Annotated in this window: 12 protein-coding genes and 1 tRNA gene; 5 read left to right on the top strand and 8 right to left on the bottom strand. The window is 47.0% G+C overall.

The window, feature by feature from the left end; all coding sequences use genetic code 11:
- Positions 1-669: 669 nt before the first annotated feature.
- Positions 670-3,300 carry a cyanophycin synthetase gene (cphA, locus tag H7F15_RS07675; RefSeq protein ID WP_185196390.1) on the top strand — a complete coding sequence of 877 codons (2,631 nt, stop codon included), beginning with the start codon at positions 670-672 and terminating at the stop codon, positions 3,298-3,300.
- A 321-nt stretch (positions 3,301-3,621) separates the two neighbouring features.
- A complete protein-coding gene (locus tag H7F15_RS07670) occupies positions 3,622-4,575 on the top strand; it encodes an isoaspartyl peptidase/L-asparaginase family protein (protein ID WP_185196389.1) in 954 nt (317 codons plus the stop codon).
- 178 nt (positions 4,576-4,753) lie between these two features.
- On the opposite strand, the gene H7F15_RS07665 is transcribed toward H7F15_RS07670, so the two are convergent.
- The gene (locus tag H7F15_RS07665; protein ID WP_185196388.1) at positions 4,754-7,108 is read right to left on the bottom strand and encodes a PAS domain-containing protein; all 2,355 of its coding nucleotides are present in this window, start codon (positions 7,106-7,108) and stop codon (positions 4,754-4,756) included.
- A gap of 389 nt (positions 7,109-7,497) precedes the next feature.
- On the opposite strand from H7F15_RS07665, the gene H7F15_RS07660 reads away from it, so the two are divergent.
- Positions 7,498-8,424 carry a cyanophycinase gene (locus H7F15_RS07660; RefSeq protein WP_185196387.1) on the top strand — a complete coding sequence of 309 codons (927 nt, stop codon included), beginning with the start codon at positions 7,498-7,500 and terminating at the stop codon, positions 8,422-8,424.
- A 92-nt stretch (positions 8,425-8,516) separates the two neighbouring features.
- Here the strand turns inward: H7F15_RS07660 and H7F15_RS07655 are convergent.
- The 4 genes from H7F15_RS07655 to mltG all read right to left on the bottom strand — a co-directional run bounded on the left by H7F15_RS07655 (position 8,517) and on the right by mltG (position 11,291).
- Positions 8,517-8,601 (bottom strand) — tRNA-Ser (locus H7F15_RS07655).
- Positions 8,602-8,738: 137 nt separating this feature from the next.
- On the bottom strand, positions 8,739-9,701 hold the full coding sequence (locus tag H7F15_RS07650) for a YihY/virulence factor BrkB family protein (protein ID WP_185196386.1): 963 nt from the start codon (positions 9,699-9,701) through the stop codon (positions 8,739-8,741).
- Entirely contained in the window at positions 9,698-10,111 is a 414-nt protein-coding gene (locus H7F15_RS07645) for a thioesterase family protein (RefSeq protein WP_185196385.1), read from the bottom strand. Before H7F15_RS07645 ends, H7F15_RS07650 begins: the two co-directional genes overlap by 4 nt.
- A gap of 106 nt (positions 10,112-10,217) precedes the next feature.
- Positions 10,218-11,291: an endolytic transglycosylase MltG gene (mltG, locus tag H7F15_RS07640; RefSeq protein ID WP_185196384.1), complete on the bottom strand. Its 1,074-nt coding sequence runs from the start codon at positions 11,289-11,291 to the stop codon at positions 10,218-10,220.
- A gap of 264 nt (positions 11,292-11,555) precedes the next feature.
- Here mltG and H7F15_RS07635 point away from each other — a divergent pair, with 264 nt between their 5' ends.
- A complete protein-coding gene (locus H7F15_RS07635; RefSeq protein ID WP_185196383.1) occupies positions 11,556-12,185 on the top strand; it encodes an L-threonylcarbamoyladenylate synthase in 630 nt (209 codons plus the stop codon).
- Positions 12,186-12,262: 77 nt separating this feature from the next.
- Here H7F15_RS07635 and H7F15_RS07630 read toward each other — a convergent pair whose 3' ends face one another.
- The 3 genes from H7F15_RS07630 to H7F15_RS07620 are packed head-to-tail and all read right to left on the bottom strand — an operon-like array spanning position 12,263 to position 14,938.
- Positions 12,263-13,366 (bottom strand): hypothetical protein, encoded by a 1,104-nt coding sequence (locus tag H7F15_RS07630; protein WP_185196382.1) that lies wholly within the window; start codon positions 13,364-13,366, stop codon positions 12,263-12,265.
- Positions 13,360-13,989: an ABC transporter ATP-binding protein gene (locus tag H7F15_RS07625; RefSeq protein WP_185196381.1), complete on the bottom strand. Its 630-nt coding sequence runs from the start codon at positions 13,987-13,989 to the stop codon at positions 13,360-13,362. Before H7F15_RS07625 ends, H7F15_RS07630 begins: the two co-directional genes overlap by 7 nt.
- 40 nt (positions 13,990-14,029) lie before the next feature.
- Complete coding sequence (locus tag H7F15_RS07620) at positions 14,030-14,938, bottom strand: lysophospholipid acyltransferase family protein (RefSeq protein ID WP_185196380.1); 909 nt, start codon at positions 14,936-14,938, stop codon at positions 14,030-14,032.
- Between the two features lie 311 nt (positions 14,939-15,249).
- Between H7F15_RS07620 and H7F15_RS07615 the strand changes: the two genes are divergently transcribed.
- Positions 15,250-15,834, top strand: a complete 585-nt coding sequence (locus tag H7F15_RS07615; protein WP_185196379.1) for a WbqC family protein — start codon at positions 15,250-15,252, stop codon at positions 15,832-15,834.
- Positions 15,835-15,931 lie beyond the last annotated feature (97 nt).

The raw sequence follows: 15,931 nt of genomic DNA, 5'->3' as shown, positions 1-15,931 counted from the left end.
ACCAAATGCGGTTAAAATCTTAATTAGGGTGTAAAAACACAGTTACATTAACTATACGTAAAGCAGTAAACCCTAAAAGCTCCGTGCCTGTCATTTATCAAAACATACTCAAAAAGAAGAGAGAAACCATCCTCAGCACCTAACAAGTTATGGTTTCTCTCTTTCTTCAGGGGTAGGGTCTATAGCACACTTCACGTAGTTAGTGTGTAGTTGTAGTACGGGGCTATACTGCCTCCGGCTACTTGTATAGTATTAATTACAGGCTTTATACACGTAAATACAGGTTTACAGCAGCCAATAAGTACTTATCCCTTTTTTAAACTTTTGAGGGACACCACAACTATAAACACCGCAACTATAAACCAAGCCTGTAGCGGTTCCTTTTGCTTGTTACTATAGTTTTCAAAAGGCCATCTATTACAGTCATTTAGTAAATACCCGCTACAAAATAATAAAGCGCTTTAAGTAAGTACTTATACTTAGTATATACCACTCGCTACTAATTCCGGGAGCATTATTACGTATTTAATCCGGTTTGGCTTGCTGGCTGTTGCCGGTGTTCGTATAGTTAAACAAGACCATCTTGTATTTTCCTGCCAATTAATTTACCCGGAATACAATACTATACTTACTAACATCTGAGTCGGAAGAGTCAATATTAAAATCTTTATGAAGATCCTCGAACTGAAAATAATGCGTGGGCCAAACTACTGGTCCATAAAGCATCCCAAGATAATTGTGTTGAAACTTGACCTGGAAGATCTGCAGCATGTACAGACAAACGAAATCCCTAACCTGGCGCAGAAGATCCAGAAGCTTTTTCCGGGCATGTACAAACACCGTTCATCGGCGGGCACAGAAGGAGGCTTTATCAGGTTGCTGGAGGAAGGAACAGTTTTCAGCAAGGTGGTACAACACATTGCCCTGGAGCTGCAGACCATGGCGGGCATGAACAGCGGGTATGGCAGGCGTTATGCCGGCAGCCAGCCAGGCGTGGAAACTATAGTTTTCTCTTACCAGCAGGAACGCGCCGGAGCTTATGCCGCCGAAGCAGCGGTACGTATTACAGAAGCCCTGGCCAGAGGCGAAAAGGTAAGCATCATTCAGGATGTGGCAAAACTGCACCAGATACGCGAGGATGAATACTTTGGCCCGACCACGGAAGCAATTGTACAGGAAGCCGTAAACCGCAACATCCCTTACATCCAGAACAGGCAGACCAGCCATATACACCTGGGCTATGGCATTTATCAGAAGCGCATTCAGGCGGCCATGAGCAACAACACCTCCTTTTTTGGTGTGGAGAATGCAGGCAATAAAAACATAACCAAGGATATACTGGAAGATGCCGGCATTCCGGTACCCAAAGGCAGGACAGTCTATAGTTTAAAGCAACTGGAAGAAGCCATTGAGGAACTGGATTACCCGGTAGTGACCAAACCGCTGGACGGCAACCAGGGCAAAGGTGCCAGCATCAATATTCAGAACTGGAAAGAAGCCACCAAGGGTTTTGCTGAAGCGCAGCGCTACTCGCAGGCAGTAATGGTGGAGCAATACATACAAGGCTTCGACTACCGGTTGCTGGTAATAAACGGCAAATTTGTGGCTGCCGCCAAACGTACGCCGGCCATGGTTGTGGGCGATGGGGTATCTACTATAAGGCAGCTGATAAACCAGGTAAACAAGGACCCGCGCCGCGGCGTAGGCCACGAAAAAGAGCTGACACACATAAAAGTAGACCGCATTACGCGCAGTATCTTACGGGAAAGAGGCATCAGCCTGCAGACGGTACTTGACTTTGGCGAAGAGCTGCACTTGAAAAAAACCGCTAACCTGAGCACTGGCGGCACGGCTACCGATGTGACCGATATAGTTGACCCCTACAATGTTCTGATGGCCGAGCGGATTGCTGGCATCATCGGCCTTGATATCTGCGGCATCGACGTGATGACCTCCGACATTGCCATTCCCTTACCCGACACCAGAGGAGCCGTAATTGAGGTTAACGCGGCACCAGGCCTGCGCATGCACATCTCCCCGACCGAAGGGTTACGGCGCAATGTGGCAGAACCGATCATTGATATGCTGTTCCCTTATGGCACTCCTTCCCGCATCCCGATCGTGGCAATTACCGGTACCAATGGCAAAACCACTACCTCAAGGCTCATTTCGCATATTCTTAACTTTAAGGGCTATAATGTCGGCTTCACCACTACCGATGGTATCTACATACAGGGCAAAAAAATTATTAAAGGCGACACAACAGGCTCGTTCAGCAGCGAATTTGTGTTAAAAGACCCGACCGTAAACTATGCTGTGCTGGAAGTAGCCCGTGGCGGAATGCTGCGCTCTGGTTTGGCTTTTACACAATGCGATATTGGTGTAGTAACTAATGTTTCAGAAGACCACCTGGGGCTCGGCGATATTCATACGGTAGAGGACATGGCCAGGGTAAAAGCTGTAGTACCCAAAACAGTCTGCTCTGATGGCTACGCCATTTTAAATGCGGATGATGACCTGGTATACGACATGGCAAAGGAGCTGCAGTGTAAAATTGCCTTCTTTAGTTTAGATGAACAGAACCCCCGCATTACAGAACATATCTCGAAAGGTGGGCTGGCCGCCGTTTACGAGGAAGGCTTCATATCGATCTTCAAGAACACCTATAAGATACGCATCGACAGGGTGGCTGATATTCCTGTAACGTTTGGTGGAAGAGCCCGCTTTAACATCTACAATGTGCTGGCAGCAGCCCTGGCGGCTTACACGTCCCATCTTGAAGTGAACGAGATCAAAACCGCTTTGCGCACCTTTGTGCCATCTGCAGAAACAATGCCCGGCCGTATGAATCTCTTTAAACTGCCAAAAGTTGAGGTCCTGATCGATTATGCACACAATATTGCCAGTATGCAGGCCATCGGCGACTTTATCCGGAGCACGGAAGCTTCCACTAAAATAGGCATCATTGCAGGCGTAGGCGACAGGCGCGATCAGGATATGATAGAAGTAGGCAAGCTGGCAGCAGAAATGTTTGACGAGATCATTATAAGGCAGGACAAGGACCTGCGAGGCCGCAAAGGCAGTGAGATAAATAACCTGCTTAAACAGGGGATCTTTGCTGTTAAACCTGCGCTCGAGCCGATCGAGATAAAACAGGAGTCAAGTGCCCTGGCTTATGCCATCGAGTATGCGCCGCAAAATGCATTTATTACCCTTTTCTCAGAAGATATTCAGGAAGCAGTTAAGCTCGTCGAGAATTTCAGGGTGATCCAGCACCGCGAGCAAAACGCTGATAAGTAATCCAGCACAAACATACTATGGAACAGCTTTAAGGTAGCTGTACGCTTAAACTATAGTTTACCAAGCAATCTGTAATACGGGTAGCGCGAGTACAAACTATAGTTAGAGCAGCATCAAACTATAGCTAGAATATAACCGGGCTGCGACAGGGGTTTGTAAACTATAGCATTATAGTAAAGTGGCATACAACTATAGCCTGATGCTGGTTCGGGCAGCGGAGGCTTACCTCTTTCCTACACATTACTTTTTCTTTTGGTAGCAGGCACAAAACAACCTGCCATGCCCCGAAGTATACACCTTAACTACTCAAAAAAAACATTTATGGCTAAGAAAAAACCGATTGCAATTGTAGTTCATGGTGGCGCGGGACCAGATTCTGACCACATACATGAAAACAGGCAGGGGTACCAGAAGGGAATACAGGAAGCGGTAGATGCAGGGTACAAAATACTGGAAGAAGGTGGCTCGGCCGTTGATGCCGTTGAAGCTGCTGTTATTAAATTAGAGAACAATCCGCTTTTTAATGCCGGCAGAGGCTCTGCTTTAAATGCAAACGGAGAAGTGGAAATGGATGCTGCCATAATGCGCGGCGATGATCAGGCTTCAGGTGCTGTGGCCCTGATCCGGAATATCCGCAATCCAATTTCGCTGGCCAAAGCCGTGATGCTGAATACCAAGTACAGATTTCTGGGTGATATGGGTGCGCTGGAATATGCAAAAAAGATAGACATCCGGATGGAGCCATCCTCTTATTTTATTACCGAGCACCAGTTTGATGCGTTCTCCAAAAAGCGGGAAGAAGAGTTTACAAGCAGCGACCGGATTGGCCTGGACGAACTGAACGCCCGCATGCACGGCACCGTAGGCGCAGTAGCTTTAGACCGGGATGGAAACGTGGCCGCGGCGACATCTACGGGCGGCACCGAAAACAAAAAAATGGGCCGCATTGGCGATAGCTGCATTATTGGTGTTGGCTGTTATGCTAAAAACAGTACCTGTGCTATTTCGGGCACCGGAGATGGCGAACTGTTAATAAAGAACATTGTAGCCTATGATATTTCCGCGTTAATGGAGTATAAAGGTTTGTCGCTGCAGAAAGCCTGCGAAACAGTGGTACTGGAACGCATAGACCCTGACAAAGGAGACGTAGGTGTAATAGGTGTGGACAGGGAAGGGAATATCGCCCTTGTGTTTAACAGCGACCGCATGCACAGAGGCTGGAAAACGAGCACGAAGCAGTACGGCGTGGAAATTTACCAGAAGAAGAAAAAATAAGCTGCCCCACGTTGACTTACTGTACTGGTTGCTGACAAAACCTCAACTATAAACTATAGCAAACAAGCCGCTCCACTCTAAAAGGGCGGCTTGTTTGCTATAGTTTAGCCCTTTACTCAGGCTGATAGAACACTAAAAAAAGTTAACGCGTCTGTGCCCGGAGCAAACTCTTTCCTTTTTACAATGGTATAGAGACAACAACCTGCGTGCCCTTACCAGTTGAAGGTACCGAAACAGCAAAGGTACCGTTCAGTAACTTAACCCGGTCTTCGATGCTGCGCAGCCCGATCCCCTTCTGCCCTGTTAGCCGTTTTTTTACACCAACGCCGTTATCCCGCACTTTTAAAAAGATCTCTCCGTCCTCCTGGTACAGCAGAATTTTGGCTTCGGTGGCTTTTGCATGTTTCAGAATGTTATTGATCAGCTCCTGGCTGATCCGGTAGAGCAACAGTTCCTGGTAAACATCAAGCTTCGTCTCAAAGCTTTCTATTTCACAATCCAACTGCAGGTTATCGCTTTTAAGGCTCTCACACATATCCGTTATAGCCCGCTTCAGCCCAAAGTCCTTTAAAATGACAGGCACCAGCTCATGCGATACCCTCCTGGTCTCACTTATGGCTTCGATCAGCAGTTTGTTCAGTTTTTTTACGTATTCGTTCGGTACTTTGTGGGCTACTTCATCTACGGTAAGCTTTGTGGCATATAGTAACTGTGCTAATCCGTTGTGCAAAGACTCGGACATGCGCCTGCGTTCCTCCTCCTGCGCTTCGAGTATGGTCAGCAGGTTATTTCTTTGCTGTTCGAGGCGTATCTGCAGGTTTTCCTGCTCCAGTTGTTTTAGATCGCTGATGTCCTGCACCACACTGATGAAATGGGTCGGTTTGCCTTGGTGGTCGCGCCGGAACACTTTTCCTCTGCTACGGTACCAGGTAATTTTGCCCTCATTCACAACGCGGTACTCTAACGTGCGTGCCGTCTGGTCAGGCGCTGTCCTGAACCCGTCTATGAACATGCACAGTTTTTGCCGGTCATCCGGATGCGACCTGCCCATTAATTCCTCATATCCAATGCGAAGCGTTTCCTGGTAACGATCCTGGTTATCGGAATAAGGGCCCTGATTCACAAATTCTACCCTGTTTGTGAGCAGGTTAAAGATCATAATAAAATCGGGTGTTGCCTCCGTGATCTGTTCAGCGAAAAGTTTACTTTCATTCAGTTCGCGCGTGCGGTCGGCTACCAGGTGCTCTAACGTATCATTCAGGTGATGCAATTGCTGCTCGGCCTGCTTGCGCAGGGTTATGTCGCTGGCTGTTCCAAACCATTCCTTTATCCTGCCCTGCTTATCTAAAACAGGTATAGCCCGCGACGACACCCAACCTATAGTTCCATCAGCTTTATTTACTTTATGCTCTAACCTGAAGATACTTTGTGTATTTATAGCCTCCCGAATAGCTGCGTTTACCACCCCCCGCTCTTCTGCCGGGATATGAACATCTACCCAGGAGCAGGCAGTCTCCCCGGTATGAGGGAAAAAATCCTCCCCGGTCACCAGTTGCATCAGGCTCCAGTCTGCGTTCATTTTATAGATGATATCGGAGCTGGCCGTAACAAAAAGCCTAAACTGTTCTTCCGATTCCCGCAGGGCTTCCTGCGCTTTTTTGTGGTTTGTGATATCAGAGAAAATAACAGCTACCGAATGCTCGGCAGGATCACCGATACGGAAAGCATAGAGCGAAAAAATACGGTGTAGTGCCTTTGAAGACTCCTCGAAACGCAACGGCGTACCTGTCTGGGCCACCTGGTCGTAAATCTCCATCCACTTTGGTTCAATGTCGGGCGCTAACTCCCGAATGGTTTTACCCTCTGCGTTGTGAAGGCCGTTGTTGCGTTCAAAAGCCTGGTTTACCTGCAGGTACCTGAAATCAATGGCCTTGCCAGCATCATCATAGATCATCTGGATAATGCAGTAGCCTTCGTCTATAGAATCGAACAGGGTGCGGTACTTCTGCTCTGACCTGGCTAAGGTTTCCTCTGCTATAGTTCTTCCAACAGTTGTACAGGTGCTATCAGGTGTTTCATCAGCAAACCCAATCTTTTTTGCTGTTCCGTTGTTGCTTACCTGGTCTGTAACGTCTTCTACTTTATGGATGATGTACTGCACTCTACCCTGCTCATCAAGCACAGGCGTGTTAAGTGGCAACCAGTATTTCCCGGCAAAACCACCATCCATTGCAGCCGGCAAGGGAAGATCGAACTGCTGCACAGCCATGCGGTGGGGTTGTTTGGTAGCCAGCACCTGCTGCAGCGAATGTTTTAAATTCTTAACACCATTGGCAACTATAGCTGCAGGGTTGTCCGGAAATATATCGAAGAGCTGCTTACCAACTATATCTTCACGGCTGATGTTGGTTGCTTTCAGGTAGGCATCGGATGCGGTAAGTATGACCAGCCCGGGAGAAAAGATCAGGTATAGATCCGGTACTTGCTCGTACGCTTTAAGAACACTGGTAAGCTGTTGCTCAGATGTTTGCATTCTATAAAGTAAAATAGGTTCGGACAGCCAATCTTCTAATACCCGTCACTTTAGTAGTCAGGTTCCCGGATGTACATTCCTGCAAATGCTATAAATTGGAGTTACACCAACTAGGATGAATCGCCCAGGGCATAAAGCTACGTACAAACGGGTTCTGCCCTGGTTAACACAGGCATCAGGCACACTGGCAATTAAGTACTTATACGTAGCACTGCAGGTAACTACTGCATGGGCTGATGTTATACAGTATTTACAGGCAGCAGCACAGCAGCTTTAAATTGTATAGCGTATACTGATAACTATAGCTATAGTTATTTGTGTTACTACAAAAGCGGGCACCAAACCTACTATAGCTGCTATTCTAAATTCTGGAACTAAACCGACCGCAGATGACAGTAAAAACAAAATCTTCGGCTAAAAAGAGGGAGAAACTGGGTTTGCCTGTACCTAAAGGTATACTGCTGGCCATTGGTGGGAAAGAAAGCAAAAACGAAGAAGAACGTCCTGAATCTCAGGATGAGAATAAGAGCTTTATCAGCGAGCAGATCCTGAAGCGCTTTGTAAAAGAACTGAAAGGTAAAAATCCCCTGGTCGTAGTTATACCGGCTGCCTCAAGCGAGCCGGAACCGTCGGCTAAAGAGTATGTGAGGGTATTTGATGAACTGGGCATTACAAATGTAAAGATTGTAGATGTCAGGACACGGGATGATGCAAAGGATCCGGAGAAAATAGAGCTTGTCGGAAAAGCAGCCGGTATTATGTTTACCGGCGGCGACCAGCTGCGGTTAACGGCTATATTGGGTGGCAGCCCTTTACTGGAGCGTATTAAGCAGCGGTATATGAACGAACGGGTAATTATAGCAGGTACCAGTGCAGGCGCCTCCGCCATGTCTACAAACATGATCTATAAAGGGAAAGCGCAGGGCGGTATGCTGAAAGACCAGGTAAGCGCCACCGCCGGGCTGGACCTGCTGAAGAATGTGGCCATTGACACCCATTTTATAGACAGAGGGCGGATTATACGCATGGCACAGACAGTAGCACAAAACCCAGGCTGCATTGGCATAGGTCTGGAAGAAGATACTGCTATACTTGTAAAGGATGGAAGAGAGATAGAAGTGGTAGGTAGCGGGCTGGTAACCATACTGGATGGTATGGACATCAGCAGCACCAATATATACGATATTAAAGAAGGCGAACCGTTTACCATATATGACCTGAAAATGCACCTGTTAGGCGATAGCCAGACCTATACCATTCCGACTTTTAACGAAGATAAGAGTAACGGCAGAGTGCTTAACGAAACTAATAAATAAGCGCTGGCAATGTTGGCCTGAGTACGGATAAGAAACTGGGAAATGGTAGGCCTTGAAAACAAAAAAGCCTGAGCTGTGTAGCTCAGGCTTTGCAGAGAGTGAGGGATTCGAACCCCCGGACCTGTTACAGTCAACGGTTTTCAAGACCGCCGCGTTCGACCACTCCGCCAACTCTCTGTAATTAATCGTGCAGCAAAAGTATAGCACCGCACCGAATTTTCAAAACTATACGGCAATATTTTTTGCTTGTTCCGGCGTTTAAACTATAAACTACTGATAAAGAAGCAGAAAATTTTTCGGGTGCAACTATAGCTTTACACCGCTGTTTCTGCTTTTTTGGTTCTGCGGCGCACCAGGCGCTTTGTTACGGTGTCCATGCTTACATTTATCTCGAAGCCCAGGATCAGGATCATCGACACAAAATCGAGCCAGATCATCAGACCGATCAGTGCCCCGATAGACCCATAGAACTTGTTATAAGTATCAAAGGCGCTGATGTACATCGAGAAGATCATCGACACCAGAAAGATCAGCCCGGTTGCCACTACTGCCCCCGCCGAAAAGAAAGGCCACTTATCTTCGATGGCCGGCACATAGTAGTAGATCAGCGAGGTGGCCAGCAAAAACAGCAGGATGATCGCCACATACTTCAGGATCACGATCAGTGTGTAGGTGTAGCTTTCGGTTACTACCTCATAAAACACCAGCGCATCCAGTATCCATTGCCCGAAAAAGATAGCTGCCACTGCCAGGAGCAGGATAAGCGACAATGCCGCTGTAAGGATGGTAGCGATCAATCGTTTTTTGAGGTAGGTGCGCTTGTAAAATGTATGGTATTTTTTGTCAAAGGCATCCATCAGCGACATGATGCCGTTGGTAGAAAGCACCAGCGCAAACAGAAAACCGAAAGACAACAAGCCCCCGCGTGGCTTATTTACAATGTCCTCAATTGTGCCGTAGGCTACGGAGTACATCTCGGCAGGCATAAAGTCCGCCAGAAAGTCGAGGATACTCTCGCCAAGGTCCAGCGACAGAATACTGGGGAAATACGGGATGAGCGTAAAGAGGAAGATGATGGTTGGGAATGTAGCCAGCGTAAAGTTGAAGGCCATGTACGAAGCCCGTTTGGTGATGGAGTCCAGGCGCAGCTCGCCCAGCAGCACATCGGCCACTTCGTACACCGACGACTGCCCGTTGTTGAACCGCCACCTTTTCAGGAAAACGATAAACTTACGGTAAGCCCGGCGGCGCTTCAGGTATTGCTGGTTATACTTCATTCGCTAAAATAAGCGTCCAGTTTCTGGTGTATCAGCTCGGGCACTGCGGTTGGCCTGCCAGTCTGCATGTCCACAAACACCATCGTAGTTTCGCCAACGTTCAGCAGTGTCTGCTCCTCGTTATACACCTCGTACTCAAACTTTATACGTGTGCCGTGCGGCTTGTGCTTTACCAGCAGCTTTATCGTCAGCAGGTCATCGTACTTGGCCGGGCGAATGTATTTACACTTCAGCTCCAGTACAGGCATCATGGTACCGGTGGCTTCCATCTCTTTGTAATGGATACCAAGCCGGCGAAACACCTCGGTACGGGCTACCTCATAGTAAGCGCCATAGTTGCCATAGTATACATAGCCCATCTGGTCGGTTTCGGCATACCGCACCCGTATCTGTACTTCTGATTCAAACACTGCTTAAATGGTTAAAGGTTAAATTGTTAAATGGCTAAACTGATCATGGTAACATCGGTTTTTTACCGAATCAACAATTTAACAATTCAGCCATTCAACAATTAAATTACTTCATAATATTCCGCTGGTTCAGGGCTTGCTGGTAGCGGCGGGCATTGGCCTGGTGCTCGGCTACGGTTCTGGCAAAACTATGGTACCCCGAGAAATCCTCTTTGGCGCAGAAGTAAATGTAGTCGTGCTTTTCAGGGTTCAACACGGCGTCGATGCTCGAAATGTTCGGCACGTTGATAGGACCCGGAGGTAAGCCTTTGTATTTGTAAGTGTTGTAAGGCGAATCGTGACGCAGGTGCACATTCAGTACGCGGCGTATGTTAAAATCACCAACAGCAAATACAACTGTCGGGTCGGCCTGCAGCAGCATACCTTTTTCCAGACGGTTCAGATATACGCCAGCCACACGTGGTTTTTCGTCGTTCTTTATTGTTTCGGCCTGAACGATAGATGCCAGCGTGGAAACCTGCTGTTGCGTTAAATTCAGCTTTTCAGCTTTCTCGAGGCGCTCTGCTGTCCAGAACTTGTCATACTCGGTCTTCATGCGCTGCATCAGTTCCTCGGCGGTAATGGTCCAGTACACTTCGTAGGTGTTCGGGATAAAGAGGCTCACTACGTTGGTAGTGTCAAATTCCAGCGTCTCCAGGTATTTCGGGTCATTCAGCAGCGCATCGATCTGTTCTTTGGACGGCTCGATTTCGGCGGCCAGTTTTTCGGCCAGCTGGCTGCGCAGGCGCACATTGGTAAAGGTAAGTTTTACGGGAGTCTGCTGCCCGGAGCGTAGTACACCTATCAGTTGGCGGTTGCCCCAGCCATTTTCCAGTTTATAACGGCCCGGCTTTACCAGTTCAGGATAATCCATCAGCTTGGCCATAAAGCGCAGCGATAACGGATCGATGATCACGCCGCTGGCCTCCACAGAGTCCATGGCCTGCTCGTAGGTGGCACCGGTCGGGATGTACACATACATTTCCTGGTCTTTGGTATCTACGTTGCCCGTGTACACGATCTGGTACGCGTAATATGAGAAGCACACAAAGAGCAGTACCAGCAGCACCGTGATGGCAGGAATTACCTTGCTCTTTTCTTTTTTCTTTCTTTTGGTTGTAGTTGCTACTTTCTTAGCCATAATAAAGGGTAAAGGCACAGCGGGTGTTATAGGTTCCGGCCTTTTTTACATTAACCGCCAAAAATAACACTTCTGTTCCTAATTGCGAATGCGTGATAGTGTGAATGAGTGAATTATCTTTGCAAAGATACGCCTAACTATAAACCTTACGCATAACGTATACGCCCTTTTATGAGTATGCCTGCTTAAGCCTTTCGGAAACGCCTGGCGCTGTAAAACAAGATAAAAACAAACCATACCAACTATAACCAGAACTATAAAACTATGAGCAACGCTGTTTTCTTACAGATTCACCCGGACAACCCACAGGAGAAAAAAATTCGCGAAGCAGCCGAAGTACTGCGCAATGGCGGTGTCATCATCTACCCTACCGACACTATTTATGGGATGGGCTGCGACATACACAACACACGCGCCATAGAGCGGGTGTGCCAGATAAAAGGCGTGAAACCCGACAAAGTAAACCTGTCGTTCATCTGCTCCGACCTCACCCACATTTCGGACTACGCTAAAATTGACACCCCTACTTACAAGGTAATGAAAAAGGCACTGCCCGGACCATTCACATTCATTCTGAATGCAAACAGCAATGTACCCAAGTATGCGGCTGCCAAAAAGAAAACGGTAGGGATACGCGTACCCGACAACAACATTGCCTTAGCGCTGGTCCGCGAGCTGGGCCACCCGATCCTTTCAACTTCTATCCGGGACGAAGATGAGATACTGGAATACAGCACCGACCCCGAACTGATCTATGAGAAGTACAGAAACTTAGTAGACATGGTAATCGACGGTGGTCCGGGTAATAATATTGCCTCCACGGTGGTAGACGCCACTAACAACGAATTTGAAGTTCTGCGCCAGGGAGCCGGCGACATTGAAGAATATTTATAGTTTAAGAGTTAGTGAGTTATAAAGTTAGAAAGTTTGGAAGTTAGAAAGGTGGCCTCCTGATCATTACTCATTACTCATTACTCACTATTCATTAATTCAAACTTATAGTAGCGACTATAGAATATAGCGAGGGCTATAGTTACCTGGGCGAGCAATACTATAGTTACGCCGGATGGCAGCAGTACGGCCAGACCGAGATATACCAAACAAGTAAATAAGCCGAAGCGCTGCAGGTGCATGTTTGGCAGGTATAAAATTGCCATAAGCAGCAGAAGTTGCCCTGGTCCAATAGCAAACGTTTGTAAAAGTTCTATCCAGTTCATTAAACCCGTGGAGTAAACTAACAGCAGGCATAGTTCGAGGAGTAACAACAGCAGGTAGGTAAGCAGGTAATTTAACAGGCGCTTTGTTCTGCTAACAGGCAGGTTACGGGTAAAGGCCAGCTGTTTTTCTGTAAACGCAAAACTATAGTACACCAGCATACTATGGCCTGTTGCGCAAAGCAGAAACAACAACCGGAAATAGTTGATCGAGAAAACATCGCGGTTCACGATGAACACCATGTAAAATACAAAACACGAGAACAGCTTTACTATCAGAAGTGCCAGTTTGCGCTCGTGCAGTAAATGATGCAATGGATACAGGACCGGCAATTTGGTATAGTTACCCGAAAACAAAAGTGGCAACCTGAGCGTTGCCTTGTGCGTCCCATTCAGTTTACGCACATATAGCAAAGCACTGCCTGCGCAAGAGAGCATCAGGAAAAGCACCAACCCAAACGCGGCAACTATAAACCCCTGCTGCAGACCTATAGCTATAGTTGTCCCTAAGTATAGCAGCACCGGCGCTGCGAGTAAAACCTGGCAAAAAAACAGTATAGCAAACTGTTGCCGCACTGGTAGCGCCTGCATGTTTATTAAAAAACTATTTTCGGGCCTTGACAAGTTGTGAAACACAAAAGCTGCACATTTATAGTTGTAAAGTAGCGCAGCCAGCATGGCCACTCCCATCCCTACTCCGGTGGCAACTATAGTATGCATCAGGCTACTATGGTACAACACCAGATCCCGGGCATTCATCAAGCCAAAAAGCAGGAAAAACAAGAACAGGAAAAAGCCGGTGTTCTCTTTATAAAACGGCCCAACCAGCACCCTGGTCACTATAGTTGCAACGCTTAACATAATGCTGCCTGCGGCGTTATAGTTTGGCTGGCTACAGTTAAGGTAGTGGGTTGCAACACATCAAAAGGTTGGTGCGAGCTGATGATGAAAGTCGTGCCTCGTTGCGCACTATCAGCAATCAGGTTGGTGAGTATCCGCTGTGCATTAACATCCAGTGTAATAAAGGGTTCGTCGAGCAGGATAAGCTTTGGTGCACCTGTAAACGCCAACACCAGCGACAGTTTTTTAGCCATACCACTGGAGTAAGTCCCGATTTTATGTTGGCTATAGTTACTAACTCCCAAAGCATCTGCTAAGGTATTGATCTGCGATGAGTCTGCCTTCCGGGTTTGGCGGTAAAACTCCAGCAGATCGTTGCCAGTCAGGAAAGCTGGGTAGAGCGGCTCGGCTTCGGCATAGCTTACCAGTTGCCTATAGTTTATGGGTTGCTGTTTTATGCTTACGTCCTGCACAGCTATAGTTCCTTCAAAAGGTAAAAGCCCAGCCACGGATTTCAGGAAGGTGGTTTTTCCGCTTCCATTTTCCCCTTTCAGCCAGTAAATGTCTGTCTCCAGTTCCAGCGCTGGTACCTGCAGCACCAATCTGTGGTTGTAGCTTTTGCTATAGTTCCCGATCCGGACCATACATAGGTTGTTTTACTGAATATACCTGTAACGCTATATTTCAGGAAATATTGGCTGGTCGTTGCCGTTTCCAGCGTCGGTGGGTCCAGAGGTAATCGGCCGGGGCACGACGAATGGCTGCATCCAGTTTGTTCACGAAATCCTGTGTTAGCGGGAAATCGCCGAGGGCTGTAGCAGGAACTATAGTTTCGGTGCTTACGGGCTCAAAAGTTAACTCATAGTGGCCGCGTTTTACACGTTTCACATCCAGGAAAAGCACCGGATAGTTGAACATGCGCTGCAGTTTTTCGGCGCCTACATAAAAACCGGTATCCTGGTGCAGAAACTCCGTCCAGAACTCGGTTTCGTGCAGCAGTGGTGTCTGGTCAGATAAAAGGGCGACTACGCGTGGCACATTCCGGTGCCGGATAAAATCGCGGGATGTTTGTTTGATTTCGATCAGGCGGGCACCCAGACGGCTACGGGTGTGGCGCATAAAGCTTTCGAAAAAAGGATTGTTCAGCTTTTTGTAAACGCCTTCGGCCGGAAAATTAAACGTAACTGCTGCCGCCGACAAAGCCCATTCCCAGTTGGCTACATGCGTACCCAATATAAGCACCGGCGTGCCTTGTGCCACCAGCTCCTCCAGCATTTCCGGGTTGGTAAACTTTACCCGTTCACGCATTTCACTTGCAGGCATTCCGGCCATCCGTAGTATCTCCACAATCACATCGGCAAACTGGCGGTAAAAGGCTTTGGCTATAGTTTTCAGTTCGGCTTCAGATTTTTCAGGAAAGGAGCTGCGCAGATTTTGCAGCACCACTTTTTTGCGATAGCCTGCCACATGATACATCAGGAAGTACAGGAAGTTGGCAAACACATACAGCACCGACAGCGGCAGCGCAGCCAGCCCTTTGAGCAGCAACCAGACTGGGTAATACAAAAAAGGAATGTCTATACTTTTCTTCATCAGCAATAAAGCAGCTGCAAAGGTACAATTAATCAGAATTATGAATTAGAAATTATAAATGATGAATGGTTGGAAGCTGAGGTAGAACAGAACTCACGTCCTTCCACTATAGCTGAAGCGACGCATTTTACCCACAAACTATGGCTGAGACTTTTCCATTTGAGTTATTTCAATTTTATTAGTGATGAGAATTCATAATTCATAATTCATAATTCATAATTCATAATTCATAATTCATAATTCATAATTCATAATTCATAATTCATAATTCATAATTCATAATTCATAATTTGATATTACTTACCGAACTTATGTACAACCCGCCGGTGCAGTACTTCTGGCACGCGCTCCGGTCTGATAGCATCCTGATTGAGCAGCACGAGAACTATGTAAAGCAGAGTTACCGCAACCGCTGCCATGTGCTTACAGCGCACGGTGTTGTACCGCTCAGCATTCCTGTGCTCAGGGGCAACAGCCAGCAAAAAACCTTAATCACTGATATAGAGATAGATTACAGCCAGAAATGGTACAATGTGCATTGGCGAACCATACAGGCAGCTTACGGTCGGGCTCCGTATTTTGAATTTTACAGTGACTACGTAAGAGCAGTTTATGAGCGGCAGCCAAAATATTTATTTGACTTAAACGTTGAACTGTTACAACTTTATTTTAAATTACTGAAGGCAAACACGCCACTCCTTTTCACAGATTCGTATCAGTCAGAAGTATCGCAAAATGTGCTTGATCTGCGAAACAGGATACATCCTAAAATCATTCCTGACAATTTGCACGTAAAACCCTATACACAAGTATTTGGCAAACAATTTGCACCAGATTTAAGTATAATTGACTTGTTGTTTACACAGGGCCCGGCAGCGCTTTCTTACCTGAAATAAGGTTTAGTTGCTCCGCTGAACATAATACCTGCTGTGGTTGTTTATAATCTGGGCTCTCCTTGTGGCCTCAAATCAATTATCAGTTTTAGACTTTTTT

The sequence above is a fragment of the Pontibacter sp. Tf4 genome, assembly GCF_014212495.1.
Lineage (GTDB): Bacteria > Bacteroidota > Bacteroidia > Cytophagales > Hymenobacteraceae > Pontibacter.
This window is presented reverse-complemented; position numbering and strand designations above follow the sequence as displayed.